Origin of the sequence: Rhodopirellula sp. JB055, from assembly GCF_043100905.1 — a bacterium.
GTDB lineage: Bacteria > Planctomycetota > Planctomycetia > Pirellulales > Pirellulaceae > Rhodopirellula.
The window spans coordinates 1-23,318 of the sequence record NZ_JBICHO010000017.1; the positions used below are offsets into that span (position 1 = coordinate 1).

The window sequence follows — 23,318 nt, forward strand, 5'->3', positions numbered from 1 at the left end:
TTCCGATCTTCTGTAAACGTTAACAGTCACTCCGCTCTTACCCGGATCCAAAACAACTTTTTCACCCGGCTTGAGGTCTTTGTTTTCTATGTAATAAACCGGTGGCGGCAGCTCCTGCACAATTTCTTTCCGGATCACACACTTTTCATCCTTATCCTCTCTGTTACCTGCTATTGCCACTGTCACAACGCTTCCCTCTCTTACTGCAAAAACAGTCAGTGGGTTATCAAACGGATTTGTAAACCTGAGGTCCACTGCGCTTCCGCCCACCCACGAGTCCAGTCCGATTTCGATATAATCAACAGGAAGTTCATGCTGGAACCTGACTATGCGATCCTTCGGCAGGCCTGCCGTAATGAGAGCTGCATATAGTGTTGATGCTACCTGATCATAACCATCATCTTCAGAATCGACATCACTTATACCAAGGCATTCAGAAAATGAAAACTCATAAAGGGTGCCATCCTCTCCGGCTTCTGGGATCATTATCCCGTTGATTGAATCTACCGCGTGCTGTATACTGTCATTCGATCTGCCATCTTTTATGCTGGTAGAGTATTGCCCAAGCACCAGCTGTATTTCTACGTTCCATCCCGATGGCAACTCGTTCAAGTTCATCGCTTCGCTTTGCCCCGGCACATCGTTTGGCAAATCCAAAGAATTCGTCGCGGGTGGCTGCGGGTTGGCAGGCACCGGAATGGACTCCGGCGCAGGCGGCGGTTGAGGCAGATCGTATCCCGAACCATTGAAGATCGACTGGCCCGATTGCCAACCGGAACCGGATTGCGCGTGCACACCGGATGTGAGCATCCACCAACAGGCGATCACGGACAGGACGCATTTGATAAATCGAAATAAATGCATGGTTAAGCAATGCATGAAAATGGACACCACAGCAATGAAACGCATCGCTCCAATACGAGCGATGCCGTGTGATTGCATCGCAACCGACGGAGGGCCGAAGTGCCCAGGGTTGCAGCAACCAGAACAGATGTACAGAAACGATCGCTCTCAAGCAAAGTGAGAATCATGAGCCGAGTGCAGATTGAAGGTTGTCAGCGGACTTTCTTCCCCTTCGGTGGAGGCTCGGCAGCAACTTTCGCGGCCGGTTTGGATGCCTGGGCTTCCGGCGTCTTGGCAGCCTCGCCATCCTGCTCCTTCTCCCCGTTCTTGCTCGCAACCATTTCCGTCGTCGCAGCGATTTCCGGCAGGGGCTCGCCTGGCAACAAACCGCTGTCCAGCATGCCACCGTTGTCGTTGCCCAAAATGGGCCAACCGTTGTCGAAACGTGTTTCCGCGGTGTAGTCCACCGGCGGACGTGAAAACTGGGTCGGTGGTGACCCGGAAGAACGACGACCAAATCGAATCAGTTTGGTCCCAGCCAATCTGGTTTCGTCTCGAATGGAACCACCTTGGAACGGCCCCACACCCAACACCCAAGTGTCACGCGCGGTGGAGCGAGATCGACTGATACCAGATTGCCAAATCGCTTCTCGTGTTTCGCGATCATATGCAAACGCGGCAACTTTCGCGGCACCTTCCCGCGCGTCACGACGGGCGAAGGCGATTTCAGGAATTTGAGGCACCGACGGCGTGCTCGGCAACAACGACACCGTCGAATTGATTGCGTTGTTTTCAGGTACCCCCAACGTCACTCGGTGGTCGTCATACCCCAGCGTCCCCAACCGAGCCTCGATGATGATCTCCGCTTCCTTCGCGGAATCCTGAAGGTAACACCCCGCCGCCATGATCTGCTGACGCAGAGCACTGGTCACGTAATCCGCGTTCACAATCGTGGCCACTTTGGCCGAACGCAGATAACTCGTGTCGAGGTAAACCTTCTCACCAGAAAGTGGTCGGAAGTCGATCGTCGAGACGCTGCGATCAACTGCATCGGACAACAGCAATTGCTCCGTGGCCTGCCGTTCTTGAGTGGTTCCGCAACCGCTGAACCAGCACAACATCATCCCAAGCAACAGGCTTGATCCCCAAGATCGCGAAAAACGGGTCAGTGGCGGACGCGAGTTCTGTTCAAAGTGGAGGGGAATCGTTTGTGCGCAGCGGCGATCGCTGGTGTGAAAGGCCAATCGATTTTGCAGCCGATTCCGAGACATCGGACGAGCGTTCTGGTGCTTGCGAGGTGGGTTGTCTTGGTGGGCAGTTTCGCCATGAAACCGGTTGAGTCCCTGCTCAACTCTGAAGGGCTTAACAAAGCAACGCCACCAACGGCAACCGACGTTCTGTATCAAAATCACCATTGAACACCTCCCTGCAGACACCACGCCCGCACATGAAACGCAGACGCAACGTGTTGAAACCATGAACATCGACCAGACCTTCCAGCTCCGCATCGAAACACGGATTGCGAACCAGTGGCCGGCCTCGCTCCCGAAGCCATTTCCGACAACCAATCCTTGTCGCCTCTTGCCAACCAGAAATCGCGAGAGCGGATGACCGATGCCTTGAAATGGATTCCGGCTGACTTCGAAGGTGCAAAAACGGAACGCGAATTCAACGCCGAGCCCCATCCATTTGCGGACAATTTCCGTCGGCTTTCCCAACGGAGACTTTCGTCCCTGAAACGATCGATTCTGATTTGCCTTGCCTTCCTAAACTCTCACGGCGATCGAATTGGGTCCGTTGATTGGTGGCCGCGTTGGACGCTCAAAGACCGATGCGGCAACTTTTTTTGGGCTGACATGACAACCACTCCCACGGCCCAATCGTTCCGTCATTCTGACAGCCCGACCTGAATCGTGGTGGGCCCCCAAGTCAGCAAACGTCTTGGAAGAATGCCGTTTGCGACAACAAAACCTTGGCAAAAGTCTCGGGTGAGGACCCCGTTGCCCAACAGGTTTACCACCGGATTCACCCGAATCAATTTGAGCCAACTCGGGCGGTGGATCGCCGGTGCAGCCGAATGTCAAAAAAATGATTGATTGGTCTTGCCGCAGTTTCACGAAATCGGCCTTTCCTCAAAATTGCCGATTCGTCTAAAGTCTTCCCGAGTTCACCCATTCCAGTGGTGAACAAAGGATCCGGCAAAGGTTCCCGCGAGCGGGCAGGATGGCCCGCTTTTCTTTGCCATGGACCTTGGACCCTCACAGGGCGTGATCACGCGCAGCCACGGAAGGAGCGTTTTGCGATGTTGTTGGATCGAATCGAAATCGACAATCATGGCCCGTTGAATCGGGTTGAACTTGGACCGCTGTCTCACCACTTGAACGTGGTGCTCGGCCCCATCGGATCCGGCAAAACCGCGATCAGCCGCTTTGTTCGCGACTCATTGGTTTCGCGAAACTACCCGACCGGCATGCTCAGTGGATCGACCGGAAGAGTCGTCTGGGTCGACAACAATGGCTGGGTTCATTGCCGCCGCGAAGCCGATGGCACGTCCCACGGTCGCCGCACCGTGGAGTTCGAACCACGCAGTGAAACCACCACCTCATGGGAAGGTTATCACGACGGTTGGTTCGGCGATTCCAACGACGCCGCCCCCTCGAAATCCAACACCACCTTGGCCGCTCGTGCATTGCGTAGCGTGCAGATGCCCGAATCGATCGTTGACGGAGTCATGGTCGACACAACCGTGACCAACGTTTCTCGGGTGGTCGCCGCCTGCATTCAGTCGGGACTGGATCGCGAAGGATTGGCAACGCTGCCCTACGAAACCGAAACGGCCCGCTACACTCACAGCCATCCGGCTTACCGGGATTCGGTTCACTCCGGTGAATCCGTTCACTCGTTCACAGAATCCGACGATCGTCGACGCCGAGCACTGCGATCCGAACTCGCCGACATCGAAGCTCAACTGGCGACCCTGCCAACCCAAGAATTCGAATCGTCGGATTGGTACGACAGTTCGCTAGCACACGAAGCCCAGTGGAACGAAGCCACCCTGCGTGCCGAGCAAATCCAACGCGAATTGGCAGACATTGAACGGCAACGCGTCGAAACTCTGCGTCTTCGCGATTCCTTGACCGCTCGCCGCAGTGCCATCCAAGCCCAACGTGCTCGTGCGGCTCGTTACGAAAGCGTTCACGCGGAACGACGTCGTCAACACACTCAACGGTTGCATGAACTGCACACCCAGGCCGACTCGTTGCGGGCCCGGGCCGCTGGCTTGAAACGCTGGATCGCCGACCTCGACGCAAAAGCCTACTCGGTTCCGCATTCGACAACGGTCAATCGCCCGTACACCTATGGCACGGATCCACTGGCGTATGAATCGGCTCATCCAGACCACTACGCGGGCACCGGTTATCTGACCACCGACCTTCGCTACGCCGCCAAGTTGTCCGCCACCGAACTGCGAGACCAACTGCGTCACGCGGATTCGGAAATCATCCAACTGCGTCGCACCTTGGCCGAAATTCGCGGGCTGCGAGATTCGATCGCGAACGCACGTCAACACACTTCTGCCGTCGACATCGATGGAATTCGCGGTCGCCGCTACGATCATTTCGTCCACGCCATCGATCGCTACTCGGTCGATCACGCTTGGGATGACTTCTATCGCGACGCCTACCGTCCGCTACACCAGATCGACGACATCGATTTGCGAATCCATTCCGCGACTCAACAGATCGATTGGTTGATCAACCGAATTGAACGCGAATCCGCGGGCCTTGGAACGGGGTCGGTTGATCCGGTCACCTTCGAACCGTTTCGTGGTGCTTGGAATCGCCAAAGTTCGCTGGCTTCGACGCTGCGTCAAATCCGCACGGAACTTCGCCGTTCACCGTATGTCGTTGCCGATCACGTCGACAACGTCACTCGCCAACTCGCCGACACACTCGATCAATTGTTGCTCGATCGTGCTCGCATTGTCGAAGAACTGGCTGCCTCGCGCAGTGAACTTCACGACTTCGCCAGCATCACCGGACGGCACCCTGACTGGGTCGCTGAACGAAACGCGCGGCTGAGCGAACTGAACCACACCGAAACGCAACTACGAAGCGTGTTGGACGAATCCGCCCGCGTCCGTCGCAGCCTTCGTTCGCTGCCGATCGTCGACGTCGACTACCCGATCGGAATGCCAGAATCGGCGTTCGATTTGGCATCGGTCGAAGAACGTCTGCACCGCGTTGACCGCGAACTGCAAGCCCTCACGACACGACAGCACGAATTGGAATTGATCCCTCGAGACATTCCCGTTCGTCCGGCACCTCGCCCAGTGGTTCGCAACACACGCCGGACCGAATTGCTTCGTCGACGCGAGGAACTGATCACTGAACTGAACCGCTACCGCCCAGCCACGCGAGCCGAATCGTCGCTCGTTGAATTGGCCAGTCGCTGGTTGGTTCGTCTGTCGGGTGGACGTCATCGCCGAATCACCTGGACCACTTCGGCCGTCCATGTTGACCCTCACACGCTGGGCCGCAGCCAAGCCGAGCAGCGTTCCACCTACACTCGTTCGGTTGCCGCGGGACGCCAAGTCCACGTACGAATCGACGAACAAGACGAAATGAGTCTGCCCGGCGTCACGCGAGCGATCGCTGCGATGGCCGTTCGCATGGCCGCGGGTGAATTGATGGATCGCACCGGACGCGCGGTTCCGTTGGTCCTCGAAACGCATCGCGAATTGTTCTCGAGCGTGGACAGTCGAGCCGACGTGCACGGACTCAGCGATGCCTTCCGTCCTTGGACCGCCGAAGGCGTGACCGGTGACGCGATCGCATCTGCGTTGTCCGATTACTCGTCGCCAGGTCGTCAAATCGTCTTGCTGACCAGCCACGAACCACTCGCTTCGTCGCTCGCTCGCAGCGGTGCTCGCACATTCCGCTTGCACGCATCGAGAGTCGTTCACGCACACCAACCGGTTTGGCGAAACGGTCGTCGTCACGATCGCTACGTCGGTCCTCACGGGCTGGACAGCCAAATGGAACTGGGAACCGGCGATCGCTCACGCTGGATCCATGGTGCTTCGGCTGACGTCAACCATGAATTCGAAGCCGCCTACCGGGAATCCGCTGGACTGGACGAAGACCAATGGGTCAGCGGCCCCGGCCCATTCCAGGGTCAACCGTCGGTTTTCCCTTCCGCACCGGCTCACACCACCGTTCACGCAAGCCACTCCAACGGGAACTCGCATCACGGCAATTCGCACAACGGTTTCGTGCCCAGCCATCCAGCTTCGGCGACCGACCACGCCCCTGCCGGAACAGAGTTTCGCGACGGTTACTACTACGCGGACCAAACCTCGTCGACGATTCCGATCAACAGGAACACATCGAACGGACAAGCGAACAACCAACATGGTGTTCTTGAAAACGGATTCGCCAGCGAAACAGAAATCGAAGACACGCCGTTCTTCCTGACCGTCGACAGCCCCATCGATTCCGCTCCGTCCATTGATGGCGTGGCTGCGGCTCGCCTGCGTCGGATCGGTATCTCGCACATCACTCACCTGATGAGCCAAGACAGCAATCGATTGGCCGACACGCTGGGACTGGCTGGCGTCGACGCTCGCACGATCCGTCGCTGGCAATCGGAATGCCGACTGATGTGCCGCGTGCCTCAACTGCGTGGTTTCGACGCTCGCGTGTTGGTCGGATGTGGAGTCACCGATCCCGCCCAACTCGCAGCGATCCCCCCCAGCGATTTGCTGGATCAAGTCAAAACGTTTTTGGCCACCGAACGCGGGCAACGCATTTTGCTGAGCGGCACCAGTTACGAACTGTCCCGCATCACCAGTTGGATCGCCTCGGCCAACCAATCCGCCCAAATCCGCACGCGGACTCGAACGGTGGACGGCCGAACCTTGAATTCTCGCTCGCGTCGCGCACGCTCACTCAACGGAGGCTCGGGCAGCGGGCGTTCGACCAACGGACGCCACGCGATCGATCGCGATTTGGATTTCCGCGACGACTATGACGACGACGCGTTCGACCAAGAACGTTACGAAGTCGAATCCGCTCGTCGTAGCCGCCAACTGGCCAACGAGATGCAATCCTTGCGGGAAAGCAAACGACGCGAAAGCGAACGTTCACGCTCGCGAAGCACCCGAAACCGAGAGAGCGAAAGCAATCGTTCAGGACGCTCCCGTTCGACCACGACCAGCCAATCGACCAACCGCACCCGCAACTCATCCAGCAATGGATCTGGATCTGGCAGTGGAAGTGGCAAGGGGTACGGCTCCGGTCATGGATCTGGCAGCGGTTCAGGAAACGGACATGCCAATCGTTCTCAGGGCGTGGTTTCGATGCGAGAGCACGAATCCAGCCGCGGCCAACGCAGCTCCCGTAGCGAGCGTGATCCCCGCGGTGAACGCGAACCACGTGCCGAACGCAAATCTCGCGGTGAACGTGAATCTCGCAGCTCCAGTAACGAAACCGAATTGCGTTTCTACTTGGAACGGGCCAGCGACGTCGTCGACGCGCCTTCGATTGGCCCTCGGATGGCCGAGCGGCTCAATGCGATCGGCATTTACACCGTTGATGACCTGCTGAAATCGTCACCTGAAAAGGTCGCTGAGCTACTGGACCACCGCCGCGTCGACGCCGAAACCGTGCTCACCTGGCAACAACAACCCACCCTGGTTTGTCGCGTGCCCATGATGCGGGGCCATGACGCTCAGTTCCTGGTGGCCGCTGGAATCACCTCGGCAGAAGAGTTGGCAGACCAAAACCCGGTCACGCTGTTCGGCGAAGTCGACGCGATCGCCCACTCCCGCGAAGGCAAACGGATCGCTCGCGGCGGAAAACTGCCGGACCTCGAAGAAGTCACCGAATGGGTGACCTACGCTGGCCAGCATCGATCGTTGCAAGCCGCCTAAACCGGATCCAGATCGGTCGCGCCCCTGATTTCGCTCTCGATTTCAGGGGCCCCGGCAACAAAAATCGCCGATTGTGACTGGACATCCGACAACTGCCGGACTTACGACTTGCCAGCAAATCAAACTGTCGATAACCTGTTCGACTTGACCGTCCGCTTTCCCCCCTCGATTTTGACACATTTCGCCATGACCATGGATCGCAGCCTCAAGGTGCAAGCCGGGGCCATTAAGAGTCGCAACGTCCTGACGCGTGCTGAACGTGTCGAGCGTATGAAGGAACTCGACAAATTCAACGAAGAATCGAGCATCATTGGCATGCCGAAGACACGTGTTCTCAAAGTCTCGCTGAAGAAAAAGAAGAAGGTCAAAAAGGCCGACGACGGCGACGACAAGAAAAAGTAGTCGCGGCGGGAGCATTTGGCTCCCAACCAGCAGAAACATTCAAAGGCGACGCATCCTCCACGATGCGTCGTCTTTTTTCGTGGAGGCATCGTTTCTTCCCCGGCCAGTCCAGCATGCGTTCGACCGGCCAAGAAGCATCCGCATACGCGATATTTGCGCCGTCCGCCGTAGCGTAGAAACAAATCAGCGACTTTTTTTGAGCGGATGGACGGGATGTGGCGGATTTGTTGCCAATCACCCTCCCGAGCGGTCCTGAACCTAGCTAGCATGGACGCCAAACAGCCGCCCAAGACGAGATAGGAGACTCCTTTTGGGCCATGAATTCCAATTCAAACGGTTTTGACGATGTCGACTTCCGAAGCTCCCGCACCGCCCGATTCTGAAAAACGCGATCATTTGGTTTGCGACGAATCCAATGATTTCGGTTCAGGAGCCGTCCCTACCGAAGCGATGGCGATCGACGAAACCAGCCGCGATCCGCAGCGGATCCCTCGGCCAGAGGAAACCGAACCCATGCGGATCATGTGGCGATACGTCATCGTGTTGTCGCTGGTCCACGTTGTTGCACTGTCCGCACTGGTGCCAATGTGGTTTTCGTACCTCTTCACTTGGTCAGGCCTGATCGTCGGGATCGCTGGGCACTTTTTGTTTGGAATGCTGGGGATCACAATCGGTTATCACCGCTTGCTGACTCACCGCGGTTTCAAATGTCCCAAGTGGATGGAACACACGCTCGCAATGCTGGGGATGTGCAATCTGCAAGACAGCCCCGCACGCTGGGTCGCGATACACCGCATGCACCACCAACACAGCGATCACCAACCCGACCCGCACTCTCCCTTGGTCAGTTTTCTGTGGGGACACGTGGGCTGGGTCGTTTGCCGACACAAAGACCTGGACAAAACCAGCCACTACGAACGCTATGTTCGAGACCTGTTGCGAGATCGCTTTTACTTGAAACTGGAACGCAAAGACGGATGGTTCTTTGTTTTCCTCCTGCACGCGGCTCTGATTTCGCTGATTGGCGGTGCGTTCGGACTCTTGGTCAGCGGTGGCAGTTGGGCAGAATCTTACCGCTACCTGCTGTCATGGACCGTTTGGGGCGTCGCAATGCGAACCGTGTTTGTCTTGCACGGAACTTGGTCGGTGAATTCACTCGGGCACGTCTTTGGCTACCGCAACTATGAAACCCGCGACCACAGCACGAACAACTGGTTGGTTGCACTGATCAGTCACGGCGAAGGGTGGCACAACAACCATCATGCAGCCCCACGATCTGCTCGTCACGGTCACAAATGGTACGAGTTCGACATGTCCTGGGGCATCATCCGCCTGTGGGAAATGATGGGACTGATCACCGACGTCCAGCGACCGACCAAAGCCAGCGTCGCTGGGAAGTAGCAACGCGACTGGCGAGCCTGCGGGATTGGTTCGGCTGGTTTGATTTGCGTTTGCGCTCGTCTCGGTGGGGGACCACCGACCGATAGGTTGGTTCGCCGCCGCCAGTAGGCCAGGTTATTACCTGGCGTCCAAGCCGATGCTTTGGAACAAAGCGAGGCGTCCCAGCAAACAACAACCGCGCCGGGCCAATTGGACCAGTTCGCGTCGCGTGGATGGTGCTCGTCTCGGTGGGGGACCACCGAGCTACAGGTTGATTGGGCATCCGTCGGCATTCTTGGCGAATCCGGCGACGCGTTTTTGCTGCGACGAACCTCAGCTAACGTTCATCAACCACTGCCATTCGGTCCATTGAACTTGTTGGCAGGCTTCGACTTCTTCGCCCGTCCGAACGGCCCGTGCGACTTGATCGACAAATTCATCGGCGTCGGAGTGCAATTCCGGGTACATGCCCGACAAATCGCGGAGGATCGAATGCCGACCAACGCGATGAAACCAGTACTTCGCGTTGCCAAAATCGCCCTCTCGGCGGTGCATGATCCCGTGCCAGAAACTTCCTTCGGGCGATTTCTCGTCTTGGCTGACCGTGTGAGAACGGTCCAGGTCGCCAGCCAACAACCACAAACCACTGCGTTGAAGCGGCGTGAATGCAGCGGCGGCATCACCTTTCAAAAGATCCACCAATTCCCGATTGACCGGGCCTTCGCCTAAACCGGGCATCTCGGCGGCTTGGATCGCTGCGAACCACGTTTCGGCGACTGCAGGCTGCAAATCGCTGAACCAAGCGGGCCAATCGTTCGAATTCGACGCGGAAGAAGACGTGCAATCGTCAAAGTTAGGCATGGTCTCGAAGGATGTGGGCGGATTGTTCGGGGACAGATGCACGGAAGGCTACCGAGTGGCCCTCCTGATTGCTAGACTGCGGGACGCCTCTGGCGCGATTGCCATTTCACTCTTTCTCAGATCCCCCCTGACTGTCCATGAGCAGCGGCGAACCATCCACCGACGCAACGGCCGAAACCCCTTCCTCGGACGCCTCGCCCCCGGAAGCCTCCGCAACAGGGACGCCCGCCTCGCAAGAGTCGGCACCTGCTGAACCGACGGCCCAGCAACCCGCAGCGGAACAGACCGCACCGAGCCCTTCAAAACCGAGCGGTCCCAAGAAAAACAAAGCCCCGCTGCCTCGAATCGGCGGCGGTCCTTTGGCGGCTCGCGGTTTGGGCGTTGCCAAACCCGTTTCTCCGGCTGCGGTTTCGACCGAACAGCTCGAGGGCGGCAAAGTCAAGCACAAAGCGAAACGCGGCGGCAAGCCCGGCGAAGGCAAATCAGGCGGCAAAGAGGCTCCCTTGCCCCGGCTGGCGGGTGAGAAGAAACGTGAAAAAGGCGAAAAGCCATACGTCCCGCAACAAAAGAAAACCGCGGTCCCCAACGTTCGCGAAGGACTCAGCGACGACCTGCAAGCCGAATTGGACGCCACCCTGGCGGAAGCCGATTTGGACTCGATGCTTGGCGGCAACGCAGGATTGCCCGACCGACGTGAACCGTTGTCCGAAGGCGCTCGCGTTCACGCTCAAGTGATCAAGATCCACCAGGACAACGTCTTTGTCAGCCTCGGTGGGCCTGACGAAGGCACCGTTGCATTCGAACAGTTCACCGACGAAGAACCCACCCCCGGCCAGTCGATCGAAGTCATCGTTCGCGGCATCAATTCCGAAGACGGTTTGTACTCGTGCAGCCTGCCGGGCAAAGCGACCGAAGTTTCCGATTGGGACGACATCGACGAAGGCAGCGTTGTCGAAGCGACCGTCACCGGCCACAACAACGGCGGTTTGGAATGCAAGGTCGGCAACATTCGTGGATTCATGCCGATCAGCCAAATCTCGGAATACCGCGTCGAAGACTGCAGCGAGTTCGTTGACCAGAAAATGGTCTGCCTGGTCACCGAAGCCAATGCTCGACGTGGCAATCTGGTGCTCTCCCGACGTGCGATTCTGGAACGCGAACGCGAAGTCAAACGCCAAGAGCAACTCGAAAAGATCGAACCCGGCGATATCCTCGAAGGTGTCGTCCGCAGCGTTCGCGATTTCGGTGCGTTCGTCGATGTCGGTGGACTCGATGGTCTGATCCACGTCAGCAAACTCAGTTGGGAACGCATCAAGCATCCCAGCGAGGTCATCGAAGAAGGCCAGAACGTCAAGGTTCGCGTCGACAAAATTGACAAGCAAACCGGCAAGATGTCGCTGACCTATCGCGATCTGCTTGAAAACCCTTGGGACACCGCCGAATCGATGTTTGCGGTCGGTTCGGTTCACAAAGGGGAGGTCACCCGCACCGCCGAATTTGGCGCATTCGTGCGTTTGACCGCCGGTGTCGAAGGCCTTTGTCACATCAGTGAATTGGCAACTCACCGCGTGTCACGCGTCAGCTCGGTCGTCAACGTTGGCGATGAAGTCGACGTGAAAATCATGAGCTTCGATCGCGATTCGCAAAAAGTTGGTTTGTCGATCAAAGCGGCGCACGCCAAACCCGCGGCGGAAGGCGAAAAGCAGGAAGACGAAGTCATCGAGCCACCACGCGAATTGGCGGTCAAGGCTTCGCACTCCGGCCCGCTCAAAGGCGGCAACGATCGCCCCAGCGGCGGCGAGAAATTTGGCCTCCGCTGGTAGGCCAACTGCTGTCGGATTTCGCGGCGCGCCATCTTGAATGACGTGCCGCTTGGCTACGACCTTCCTCGCAAGGACTCCGCGTGCGTTTTTTGTTTCTCGGCGATGTCGTCGGCAAACCTGGCTACTCCGGGGTGCTGGCGCGGACTGCCGAACTCCGCAAGCAACACCGTCTCGATGCGGTGGTGATCAACGCTGAGAACGCGGCCGATGGCGCCGGGCTGATGCCTCGCCAATATCGCCGCTTGGTGGAAGCCGGTGTGGATGCGATGACGATGGGCGACCATCTCTATCGACGCAAAGAGATCATCCCGATCTTGCAATCGAGCCAGCGGATTGTTCGGCCGGCGAATTACCCCGAGAGTTCCTCCGGCAAGGCTTGGACCATCGTCCAGACACCGGGCGGAAAGTTGGGCCTGATCTCGTTGCTCGGTCGCGTCTTCATGCGACCGGTCGATTGCCCGTTCGCCGCCGTCGACGCCGCGCTTGCGGAGATGGCTGCCGAAAATCCACGCTGCATCTTGGTGGATGTGCACGCCGAAGCGACCAGCGACAAACAGGTGCTAGGTCGCTACCTAGATGGACGCGTCACGGCAGTCTTGGGCACACACACCCACGTGCCCACCGCCGACAGTTGCATCCTGCCAGGCGGCACCGCGTTTCAATGCGACGTGGGAATGAGCGGGCCCTACGACAGCATCATTGGTCGCGATGTTAAACGCGTGACCAACACCACGATCACCTTTGAACCGTGCCACTTTCACGTCGCCACGCGCGATGTCCGGCTGTGCGGCGCAATCATCGAAGCGGACGCCGACGGCAAAGCGATCTCCATCGAACGCATCGAAGATCGCCTGGAAACGTGATCGAACAGCACGAGGGGCAGCCAAGCCCGGCGACATCACAACGCGACGCACGAGTTTTGAAGTTGCGCTTTTGAAATCGGTTTAATTGGCCAACGGCATTCGTCATCGCAGCCAGTGGCATCGCCCCATGGATTGAGAATGAAGGAAGATGGGTTGGCCAACGGCCAACATCAACCCGCAAGCCAAAAGGGGGCCGTGGTTTTCTGCTCCAGGGGCGATGGTCGAGTACGAGTACGAGCACCGCTTCGCTGAGCACGAGCACGAGCACTCCAAGATGGGCTGCCAAGCACGGCAACGTCACAACCCGACGCGTCAGTTTTGAAGTTGCGCTTTTCTCAAAACCCGAAGCGTCAGCGAGGGAAAAACAATGTTGACTTCGCCTCGCTAACGCGTCGGGTTATGAAAAACCAATGCCTCACGCAAAAGCGCAACGTCACAACCCGACACGTCAGCGAGGGACCACGCCAACATCCCACGCAGCCCCGATTTTGATCCAGCGACGGACGATCAGTCTGGCGTGTCGAGGTACGGGTCTTGGCCGATTTCGCGCTGCATTTTCTTGCGTTCTTTTTCGTGGTGCATCAGCACCATTCGATCTCGGAAGTGACGACGTTCGACTTTTCGTTGGGCTTTATGAAACATCGTCGCCAACCGGTCGACACTTCCAGTCGTTGCTTCCCCGCGTTTCTTCAGCTTCTCATATTTGATCGCACCATAACCGCCTTTGAGAATGTCATCGTCGAGTGACAGGTACTGACGATACGACCCTCGGTCACCTTGCCGTCCGCACCGACCGATTAATTGGCGGTCAATCCGAGCTGCATCGTGCAACTCGGTGCAGATCACATGCATCCCTCCAATCTCTTCGACGTCATTGGAAAGCTTGATGTCGGTACCACGACCAGCCATGTTGGTCGCCACGGTCACTTTGCCATTGCCACCCGCTGCCGCGACGATTTCGGCTTCGCGTTCCACGTTGTTTGCATTCAGCACTTCGTGTTCGATCCCAAGATCGTCCAGCAACTTTGATAACAACACGCTCTTGTCGATCGAACGGGTACCGATCAAGACGGGGCGTCCGGTCGCATGGACTTCCGCGACTTCTTCCGCGATCGCTTCAAACTTGGCTTGCAACGTCCCAAACACCCGCGAAGGCAACTGGACTCGTTGCGGTGGCCGGTTGGTTGGAACTCGAACAACAGGCGTCCGATAGATTTTACGAAGCTCTCCGGCACTGGTCGCTGCCGTACCGGTCATGCCCGCCAAGTGTGGGTAACGCAGGAACAAATCTTGAACCGTGATCCGAGCGGCTTGCCCCGTCGGCACGCTGATCTCCACGCCTTCTTTGGCTTCGATCGATTGATGGATACCGTCCCGCCACTTGCGTCCTTCTGCCAAACGGCCCGTGAACTCGTCGACGATCACGATCTCGTCCACGTTCGGATCCTTTTCGCTGGGACGAATCACATACTGTCGATCCAACAGGAATTCGCGATGCGTTTTGATTGACCGCTCGATGTATTCGTACAAATCAACCAAGCCCATCGTGCGAACGAGATCGCTCTTGGGCAACGCTCGCACTTTGCTGCGACCTCGCGCGGTCAATTCATAGCGTTTGGTTTCGTCGTCGATTTCAAAGTGTTCATCCAGTTCAAAGCTGGGAGCGTGCTCCGCAGCCCACTTGTACGTTTCGATGATCTGGTCGCGCACCGTGTCTTCGATGCTGCCGATGATCAGTGGCGTTCGAGCCTCGTCAATGAGAATGCTGTCTGCCTCATCGACCAAGCAGAAGTGCATGCCTCGCATCACGACTTGGTCACCGGAATCACTGAAGCCGCCATCGCCGGTACCGAGCATCTCGGTTTGCATTCGGTTTTGAGCACGCAGCAACAATCGGTCTCGCAAGAAGTCGAATCCGAATTCCTTGGCGGTTCCGTACGTGATCGCGGCGCCGTAACTTTTTCTGCGACTTCCTTGATCGTCTTCGGTTTGAATGATCCCCACCGACACGCCGAGCATCTCAAACAGCGGCATCATCCACTCGGCATCCCGCCTGGCCAAGTAATCGTTGACCGTGGCCAGGTGAGCTCCCTTGCCGACCAAACTGTGCAGGTACAGCGGCAATGTCGCGGTCAGCGTTTTGCCTTCCCCGGTTTGCATTTCCGTGATGTGGCCTTCGAACAAAGCGATGCCACCGAGAATCTGCACGTCGTAGTGACGCATCGACAGACTTCGCCGGCCTGCCTCGCGGCATAGTGCGTACGCCTCGGGAAGCAAATCGCCGAGCTTCTCACCGGCCATCGCACGGTACCGGAGAGCCAAACTTCGTTTTCGCAACGTCGCATCATCTTCGGCCTGAAGCGTGCTCTCAAATGCATTGACGCGATCCAGTTGGCGCTGCCAACGAACCATTCGCGGACGCCAATTGGACGCCTTGTTCCATTTTGATTTATTCGCCGACGGATCACTGGATCGGCGCACCACGGCCTGCGCGATCGTGGAAGCATCCGCGTCTTCAACACTGTCCAGTTCCTCATTGGGTGCCAGTGGATCGAGTGGCGCGGAATCACCTGGTTCGTTTGGGTTGGTCGTTTCGCGAGTGGGGGATTCAGACATCGAGCGGGCCAACGAAATAAAAAGCGATGCAAAGAACTACATTTTTACGCACGAAAACGCACGCAGAGCGACCTCCAATCGCCGTGAAACGCCATTTTATCTGGCTTCGAGGAAAGATAGAGAACTTGTACCACGAGTGGGGGTCAAAACAGGCAATCTGCGTCGGCTGTTCCTAGGGTAGGGCTGGTTCTGAATGGTCCGCTGATTCTGGTCGAAACAGTTAACCAGATAAATCCCGTGTTCCCGGACTACACGAGAGTACCAATGGAAACGAAAAAAACGACGAAATGGAAGTTGCTCGCGTTGGCAGCCATGCTGTCAGCAGGATCCGCCTCGGCGGCGGATCAAGGCAACACCAACATCAACCAGTACTACACCGGTGCTGCCCCAGTGACCGCAGAAGAAGGCGACATCGTCTATGACGACGTTGACTATTCCGCGAACAACATGGCGGCATCTTTCTACGGCAACGAAGGCCAATCGCTTCAGCCGGTTGCCTTTGTCGGCGACCAACAGCTTGGCAGCGGCGTTCCGACCCCCGCCCCAATGACCGGCGATTCTTACATCGCCAACACCGGCAGCGGATGCAGCACGGGCGATTGTGGCAACAGCTACGAAATGGCTAGCAGTTGCGGATCGGCTTGCGGCGGCAACTGTGGCGAATGCCGCCAACGCCCCGTTCGCAAGATGCTGAAAAAGCACGATGTGTGGATGACCGCGGAAGCGTTGCTGTGGTTCACCCAAGCACGCTCGACCACGCCTTTGATCACTCGAAGTGCTGCAGGCACCGACCCTGAATTGGACGTCGCTGGCACTTCGACCATCTTTGGTGGCGACGAATCCATCGGCGGTGACCTGAGTGCTGGTTTCCGTTTGGACTTCGGCCGCAACCTGAACGACGACTTCGGAATCGGCGGCCGCTTCTGGTGGCTCAGCGAAAGCAGCGAAGACGCCAGCTCAGGCGGAACCGTCAACGGCAACACGTTCTCATACGGTCGTCCGTTCTATGACACGAACATCAACTCGGACAACAGTATCCTGATTGCCAGCACCGGAGTCGCCGGCAACGAAGACTTTGAGGGCTCGTTCTCGGCGGAAAGTTCGCTCGACATCTATGCTGCGGAAGCTTACGCCCGCATGAAGATGCTCAGCGGCTCGGGATTCCGAACCGATCTGATCGGTGGTTTCTCACACTTCGGGATCGACGACACGCTGACCGTCAACAGCACCAGCATCCAAACTTCGCCTGGACCTCCCGGAGCGGCTAACGACACGACCGTCCTGTACGACAACATTGAAACGGAAAACCGGTTCTATGGTGGTCAGATCGGTTTCGAAACCATGGTCAACCGTGGTAAGTGGAGCTTCAAAGCGTTGACCAAGGTTCACTTGGGCAACATGGAACAAATCTACCGCGGAAATGGTTTGCGAACCTTCACCGACGCTGGCTTGGTTACCAGCACGTCCACCGACGGTGGTGTGCTTGCCTTGGGCGACACCTACAACACGACCGCACTGGACGAAGACAAATTCACCTTCGCACCAGAAGCAAACGTGAAGTTGGCCTACAAATTCCGTCCCAACGTTTCGATGTCCGTCGGCTACAGCTTCATCTACTGGGATGACGTCTTGCTGTCAGGCGACAACATCAACAATGTTTACAACGGTGACGGAATCACATTCCCACCAAACGCATTGGCCCAGCCCGTGTCGGAACGCAAGGACAGTTCCTTGTACACCCACGGCATCGATTTGGGCTGTGTCATCGACTTCTAAGCTGAACTTAGCAGGAACTACTGTTCCTGATAGGCGGTAAGTTCTGCCGGGTGGACTCCGGTTTGATAACTGTCCGGGGTTCCAAGTCGGAGACTGCTCGGCGAAAGCAAACAAGACGTGCGAGGATTCAATTCCTCGCACGTTTTTTTGTGCGCGGGCAACACTGACGAAGCTTCCCGCTGGAAAAACCGTCAGTCGTCCAAATCCACGGTGACGTCGACAAAGTCCTCTTCTGATAAGAATTGGATGCCGTCCAGCGCGGCACCGTGCTCGGTCGCGATCTTCACGATCTGATTGTGAGCGCCGGCCAGACGCTCTTCGTCGTTGCTGCCCTCTTGGAACACAAAGACACCGAACCGGCCCGCTTCATCGGGATCTTCATCGGCCTGCGCGTTTTCAAATCCGCCTTCGATCAAGGCTGCCGCGAGCTTTTGCATTTGCTCCAGCGTGTCGCCCATCAGCAGGAATACCCACGGCAACTCTTCGCCGGGATTCAATCCGCTGTCACTGAAATGCCGAAGTCGCCACACCGCTTCATCGAGACTGAGCCAATCGAAAAGCTCATCGTCATCGATCGCGTCGAAGACCTCCACGCCTTCGTACTCGATCCCCGTCCGTTCCGCGATTTGCTGCATTCGGTCCGCGATTTTCTTCACTTCGCTGGGCACCAACGCGCCCGTCTTGACCACGCTCAGCATGGGACGGCCGAGCGACAAACGTCCCTTGTCGTCGATCTCTTCCACCGCCTCTTCAAGCTCGCAGGTGAATTCGTCCAGCGTCTCGGCAATGGAACGTAATTGCCCGATTTCAGTCCCCCGAAGAGTGAATGTCCAATCCATTGGCACGGACAAATCCACCTCCAACACCTCCACGAGATGCGAAAAAAGGGCGTCGATGTCAAAGGCCAAATTCGGTTCGTCTGATGCGTTCATTGCGTCAGATTAGCAGATTCAAAGGAAGCCGCCAGAACCGAGGAACTGGACTGATGATCCCCCATTCTTCTTTCTGTTGTGCTACATTCTCGTCCATGACGACGGAAATTGAAAAACAACTGATCGAAACCAACCTTCGGTTTCGAATTGCCACGCGAACCGCAAAGCTCGGCTACTGGGTTTTCGAAGTGGCTTCGTCTCACGTCGAAGTTTCCGATGAACTCCTGCGCCAACTCGGGCTGCCTTCGGATTACACCTGGACGTTGCAAAGCTGGAAGGACCGGCTGCACCCAGACGATTACGATCGCGCGATCACCCAGTTGGCAACGGTCACGGACGGAAACCCCAGTTCGTATTTCAACGTGTTCCGCCTTCGACATTCCGACGGGAGTTACCGGTGGATCGAATCGATTGGCGACTTTGTCTACGACGATGACAACAAACTGGTCCGGATGATCGGGACCCACCAAGACATCAGTCGCCGGGTTGAGATCGAACAGGCGTTGGATGCCGCTTTGGAAAACAGCATCCAGGCCAACGAGGCGTTGCAACGCAGCAATCACGAACTGGAACAATTCGCTTACGTCGCCTCCCACGACCTGCGGTCACCGCTTCGTGGCCTGCACAACCTGGCAACCTGGATCACGGAAGACATCGAGGAATCCGGGAACGAAGTCCCGGAATCGGTCCGAGAGCATTGCCAGACCATGGGCAAACAGATCGAACGGATGCAGGCGCTGCTGGACGGATTGCTCGCTTACGCCCGAATTGACCAAAGCTACACGTCCACCGAACCAGTCGACCTGAACAAAATCGTGTCGGAAGCAATCGCATTCGTCGAAGCCGATTCCAAATTCGAGGTGCGGTTGCATTCAGAACTGCCAACGATCATTGGCAACCCGTCTCCTGTGATGCGAGTCATGGTCAACTTGATCGACAACGCCATCAAACACCATCCTGGCCCGGAAGGAAAAATCCTCATTCGTGGCCGCGTGGCGGAGGACGGGTCTGCCGAAGTGAGCGTGGAAGATGACGGGAACGGCATTCCTCCCGAACACCGAGAGCGGGTCTTCCGAATGTTCGAGACGCTCGGAAAAGACCGCAAGAGCGGCAAAGGCGGAATGGGATTGGCCATGGTCCGCAAACTGGTGCATTCTTGCGGTGGCACGATCCGTTTCGAGGACTCGTCGCTCGGCGGTGTTGCAGCCATCACGCGTTGGCCGACCGAGGCTTCGCAGCCCAAAAGCAAGAAGACTCCCGAATTAACGCATCGTTTCGTCGAAGCCATCACAGGATCTGGCGAGCTGGCGATCGACGCGAACACGCCGCCGAACTCATCGTCTTAGTGTTAGACAGAGAGACGAGGGACTCGACGCCTCGTCCACGACCACGGACCTCGCTGAAGCGTTTTGAAGTTGCGTTTTTCTCAAAACCCGAAGCGTCAGCTTCCTCATACCCCGAAGCGTCAGCTTTTTCATAACCCGAAGCGTCAGCGAGGGAAAAACGATGTTGACTTCGCCTCGCTGACGCGTCGGGTCATGAAAAAAACAATGCCTCACGCAAAACCGCAACTTCAAAACTGACGCGTTGACTCACCACTGGGCGGCTGAAACGCATCCGACACCAACAAAAAAACCCAGGCTGAAAAACCTGGGCGTGTTGTTTGAATTCTGACGGGCCTCAATCAACCCATGAACGGGCTGTTCGTCGTCAGCATCACGGTCGGACGAGCCGTGTTGGTTTTGTAGTAATCGGGTCCCCAGCGATTCAGTTCCACGAACATCGCGATGACCGCGATCAACATGAACAACATCGCCAGCAACAACATCACCGTGTAAACACTCGGTGGTTGCTTGCCGGTGGGAGCATCATTCGATGGAAGTGTCGACACGATCGCCCTCCTCCACTACGCCTTCACTGTAGTCCCGCAAGATCTCAGCAACCGCACGATCCGGTTCTGTCTCACGAACTTTCAAACGAGTCACATAGCGGCCACCACGGGTGACTTCCAAGTAGTGACCGTTGCGAAGTCCATCGTCGTAGCCGATCGAGACTTCGACCAACTTGCGAGGACGGTTCACGACCAAGACGGTGCCGTTGCGTTCCGGCGGAGCACCATCAAGAGGGTCGTTCATGTTCAAACCGGCGGCATCGACGACTTCTTTGTATCGCGTCACCTGGTTTGCCAACTGATCGTTGCGGTCTTGTTGCAACTGAACCACGCCACGAAGGCTGTTCATTTGGTCGGTCAATTCCAACGTGCGTGCGAACAAGGTGTCACGGTCTTGCTGCTCAGTGCGAATTTGTTCACGCAATCGAGTGTTGTCGGCGGTGATCTTTTCCAGCTCTTCCGCGCGAGCCCGGTCGATTTGGGCCAGCTCGGTGCTTTTGGCTTGCAACTGCTGCACCGTCGATTCGCTCTCACGCAACTGCGATTCCAACTGATCCAATTGAGTTTGCAGTGCTGCCAAGGCGGTCCGACGAGCGGCCTGCTCGCGATCCAAGGACGCTTGGGTGCGTGCTCTCGAATCTCGAAGCTGTTCATTCGTGCGTGCGATGGTTTCGATCTGGGCCTTCAAACCCTGAGGTCCGAGCACGACATCCCGCCAATTGCGGTGAGACGCGTTGACGGCAAGCGCCAATACCATGAAAACCCCGCTCAAAAGCAGGATTATGACCGAAAAGGATTTCCCGAGTAGGGTCATGGGTGGTCGGTTCCGGATGGAGAAAAGAGGTCGGGAATTTCATGTCAAAGTATAGTTACGGCCAAAAATGAGTGTCAACAAAATTGCCTGAAACACGTCGCAATTGACGACACTTGCCAAAACGCAGGAAAGTGTAGCGATTGTGCGGGTTCCCATGGCTGTTTGCAGACGTTCATACCCCGCCACAGACCGAGACCCACCGACGTGGCGAATCGGCATCGACGTGGAGCGTTCGCAACACGAGTTGATCCGCTCCGTCCTCCGGTCGCCTGGATCCAGCCAATTGCATCGCACCGCTAAGCTTGGGCACTCATCAGCAATTCACTGATCCGATCCACCGTGGCACGCAGATCGTGATTTTCCAACGCGAACCGCTTCGCGTTGACAGCATGCAGGCGTCGCTGCTCTGCCCGCCCCGCAAATTCGCGAATGGCTTGGGCCAACGAGTCGGGATCCTTTGGTTCCGCCCAATAACACGTGGGAACGTCCGCCGAACTCTGCAATTCCACGGTGCCTCCCGCTCGCGTCGCCACCACGGGAGTCCCCAGAACAAACCCCTCCAAAACGACGTTCGGTAGCCCCTCGAAATGAGAAGGCAGCACCAACCCGTCCGCCGCGGCAATTTCAGCGGATGCCGGCTGGATCGACCCAGCAAATTCGACTTGGTGGACAGCGTCCTTTGGTCCCGCCGCCAACACCATGTCTTTCCACCGAGACTCCAAACCACCCCGAAGTGGCCCGTCGCCGATCAATCGAAAATGTAGCGTCGGCAATTGAGCCGGCCAATCTTTCATCAACCGCTCGATCGTATCGAGCAGCGTGGCATGCCCTTTCTCCTCCGTCATCCTGCCCACGACGACCAAACTCAAATCGCCCTCGGATGCTCGTTCCGCGATTGCCGAGTCATCCCGCCTGCCCTGAATCGCATCCGCATCGACTGGATTGCGAATGGTTTGCACCAGCGATTCTGGCAACCCGTAGTACTGAATCGCGGACTGACGGGCGACTTCACTGACCGCGATGACGACGGCACTGCGGCGGTAAGCCTGAGCCAATCGCCGCCGCTTCAACCACACGAATCGCTTTTCGACCAGCGGCAACGCCACCTCGGGCGGACTGACAATCGTCGACACCCGCGGACGATTCACGGACAAACCACGCTGAACAAGCTGATGGCCGGCGATCAGCGTCATATGGAATGTCCGGTCGTAGATCACATCAACCTGGGCCTGTTCCACCAAATCGCGAAACCATTCGGCTTGTCGTTTCAACATCCCACCGGGAATCCGGTCCAGCATTTGGGGCGGAAACGACTCCGGCGGATGATGAATCGTAACATCAGCCGGAATGGTGCTTAGCAGATCACCGACCGCGTCGGTCAAATACAGATGCACGTCGAACCGTTCGCGATCCAGATGCCGAGCCAACATCGCGGTTTGCAGTTCGCTTCCGCCGCCACGCATCGAACTGGCCATCAACAGGACTCGGCGGCGTGGCATGGTTGACTGGTTGAGATGGAGATTTGTTGGCCGGCGTCCGTGCTTGGTCACCATCTGGATTCTATCGTATCGACCCCAGTAGGTCAGGTTCCACCTGACAATGTTGACCAGCCGTAGGCCAGGTTACGCCCGGCAATGGTGACCAGACGTAGGCCAGGTCACACCTGGCGATTGAGCCGATGCTTCGAAAGAAGCGAGGCGAGCACACGAACCGATGCTCCCTCGCGAGCATCCGTTGTCACGGCATTTCACCAACGCCATGTGGAACATGGCCTACGAGGATGGCATCAGGATTCTAGCGAATCCAGTAGGCCAGTTACGCCCGGCAACGGTGACCAGCCGTAGGCCAGGTCCCACCTGGCGACTGAGCCGATGCTTCGAAAGAAGCGAGGCGAGCACACGAATCGACACACCCTCGCGAGCATCCGTTGTCGCGGCATTTCACCAACGCCATGTGAGACATGGCCTACGTGGACCACGTCAGGGTTCTAGCGAATCCAGTAGGCCAGGTTACGCCCGCCAACGGTGACCAGCCGTAGGCCAGGTCCCACCTGGCGATCGAGCCGATGCTTCGATAGAAGCGAGGCGAGCACACCAACCGATACACCCTCGCGAGCATCCGTTGTCGCGACATTTCACCAATGCCATGTGGAACATGGCCTACGTGGATGGCATCAGGATTCT

At 57.2% G+C, this 23,318-nt stretch carries 15 protein-coding genes; 7 read left to right on the forward strand and 8 right to left on the reverse strand.

The features are described 5' to 3' along the window. Positions 1 to 909, reverse strand: a 909-nt coding sequence (locus ACF8AM_RS00445) for a VanW family protein (RefSeq protein ID WP_392553732.1), incomplete at its 3' end; no start/stop codon positions are given. Positions 910 to 1,055: 146 nt separating this feature from the next. Further along, positions 1,056 to 2,114, reverse strand: a complete 1,059-nt coding sequence (locus tag ACF8AM_RS00450; RefSeq protein ID WP_392553733.1) for a DUF6655 family protein — start codon at positions 2,112 to 2,114, stop codon at positions 1,056 to 1,058. Positions 2,115 to 3,145: 1,031 nt separating this feature from the next. On the opposite strand from ACF8AM_RS00450, the gene ACF8AM_RS00455 reads away from it, so the two are divergent. The 3 genes from ACF8AM_RS00455 to ACF8AM_RS00465 all read left to right on the forward strand — a co-directional run bounded on the left by ACF8AM_RS00455 (position 3,146) and on the right by ACF8AM_RS00465 (position 9,580). Then, positions 3,146 to 7,777: a DUF4332 domain-containing protein gene (locus ACF8AM_RS00455; protein WP_392553734.1), complete on the forward strand. Its 4,632-nt coding sequence runs from the start codon at positions 3,146 to 3,148 to the stop codon at positions 7,775 to 7,777. A 186-nt stretch (positions 7,778 to 7,963) separates the two neighbouring features. Beyond that, positions 7,964 to 8,179, forward strand: a complete 216-nt coding sequence (locus ACF8AM_RS00460) for a small basic protein (RefSeq protein ID WP_392553735.1) — start codon at positions 7,964 to 7,966, stop codon at positions 8,177 to 8,179. A 345-nt stretch (positions 8,180 to 8,524) separates the two neighbouring features. Then, on the forward strand, positions 8,525 to 9,580 hold the full coding sequence (locus tag ACF8AM_RS00465) for an acyl-CoA desaturase (RefSeq protein WP_392553736.1): 1,056 nt from the start codon (positions 8,525 to 8,527) through the stop codon (positions 9,578 to 9,580). 312 nt (positions 9,581 to 9,892) lie between these two features. Here ACF8AM_RS00465 and ACF8AM_RS00470 read toward each other — a convergent pair whose 3' ends face one another. Then, a complete protein-coding gene (locus tag ACF8AM_RS00470) occupies positions 9,893 to 10,420 on the reverse strand; it encodes a hypothetical protein (protein ID WP_392553737.1) in 528 nt (175 codons plus the stop codon). Between the two features lie 137 nt (positions 10,421 to 10,557). Between ACF8AM_RS00470 and ACF8AM_RS00475 the strand changes: the two genes are divergently transcribed. Both ACF8AM_RS00475 and ACF8AM_RS00480 read left to right on the forward strand, forming a co-directional pair. Next, positions 10,558 to 12,243 carry a S1 RNA-binding domain-containing protein gene (locus ACF8AM_RS00475; RefSeq protein ID WP_392553738.1) on the forward strand — a complete coding sequence of 562 codons (1,686 nt, stop codon included), beginning with the start codon at positions 10,558 to 10,560 and terminating at the stop codon, positions 12,241 to 12,243. 80 nt (positions 12,244 to 12,323) lie between these two features. Beyond that, positions 12,324 to 13,106, forward strand: coding sequence for a TIGR00282 family metallophosphoesterase (locus ACF8AM_RS00480; protein WP_392553739.1), 783 nt, complete (start codon positions 12,324 to 12,326; stop codon positions 13,104 to 13,106). A 507-nt stretch (positions 13,107 to 13,613) separates the two neighbouring features. Here ACF8AM_RS00480 and ACF8AM_RS00485 read toward each other — a convergent pair. Next, positions 13,614 to 15,722, reverse strand: coding sequence for a preprotein translocase subunit SecA (locus ACF8AM_RS00485; protein ID WP_392553740.1), 2,109 nt, complete (start codon positions 15,720 to 15,722; stop codon positions 13,614 to 13,616). A 264-nt stretch (positions 15,723 to 15,986) separates the two neighbouring features. Between ACF8AM_RS00485 and ACF8AM_RS00490 the strand changes: the two genes are divergently transcribed. Then, positions 15,987 to 17,498, forward strand: coding sequence for a BBP7 family outer membrane beta-barrel protein (locus ACF8AM_RS00490; protein WP_392553741.1), 1,512 nt, complete (start codon positions 15,987 to 15,989; stop codon positions 17,496 to 17,498). A gap of 191 nt (positions 17,499 to 17,689) precedes the next feature. Here ACF8AM_RS00490 and ACF8AM_RS00495 read toward each other — a convergent pair whose 3' ends face one another. Further along, positions 17,690 to 18,430 (reverse strand): ribonuclease E inhibitor RraB, encoded by a 741-nt coding sequence (locus tag ACF8AM_RS00495; RefSeq protein ID WP_392553742.1) that lies wholly within the window; start codon positions 18,428 to 18,430, stop codon positions 17,690 to 17,692. 95 nt (positions 18,431 to 18,525) lie between these two features. On the opposite strand from ACF8AM_RS00495, the gene ACF8AM_RS00500 reads away from it, so the two are divergent. After that, positions 18,526 to 19,776: an ATP-binding protein gene (locus ACF8AM_RS00500; protein ID WP_392553743.1), complete on the forward strand. Its 1,251-nt coding sequence runs from the start codon at positions 18,526 to 18,528 to the stop codon at positions 19,774 to 19,776. Positions 19,777 to 20,114: 338 nt separating this feature from the next. Here the strand turns inward: ACF8AM_RS00500 and ACF8AM_RS00505 are convergent, their stop codons facing one another. The 3 genes from ACF8AM_RS00505 to ACF8AM_RS00515 all read right to left on the reverse strand — a co-directional run bounded on the left by ACF8AM_RS00505 (position 20,115) and on the right by ACF8AM_RS00515 (position 22,634). Then, positions 20,115 to 20,321, reverse strand: coding sequence for a hypothetical protein (locus ACF8AM_RS00505; RefSeq protein ID WP_392553744.1), 207 nt, complete (start codon positions 20,319 to 20,321; stop codon positions 20,115 to 20,117). Continuing rightward, complete coding sequence (locus ACF8AM_RS00510) at positions 20,299 to 21,078, reverse strand: hypothetical protein (protein ID WP_392553745.1); 780 nt, start codon at positions 21,076 to 21,078, stop codon at positions 20,299 to 20,301. The genes ACF8AM_RS00505 and ACF8AM_RS00510 overlap by 23 nt, the downstream gene beginning before the upstream one ends. Positions 21,079 to 21,431: 353 nt before the next feature. Next, positions 21,432 to 22,634 carry a glycosyltransferase gene (locus ACF8AM_RS00515; protein WP_392553746.1) on the reverse strand — a complete coding sequence of 401 codons (1,203 nt, stop codon included), beginning with the start codon at positions 22,632 to 22,634 and terminating at the stop codon, positions 21,432 to 21,434. Between the last annotated feature and the right edge of the window lie 684 nt (positions 22,635 to 23,318).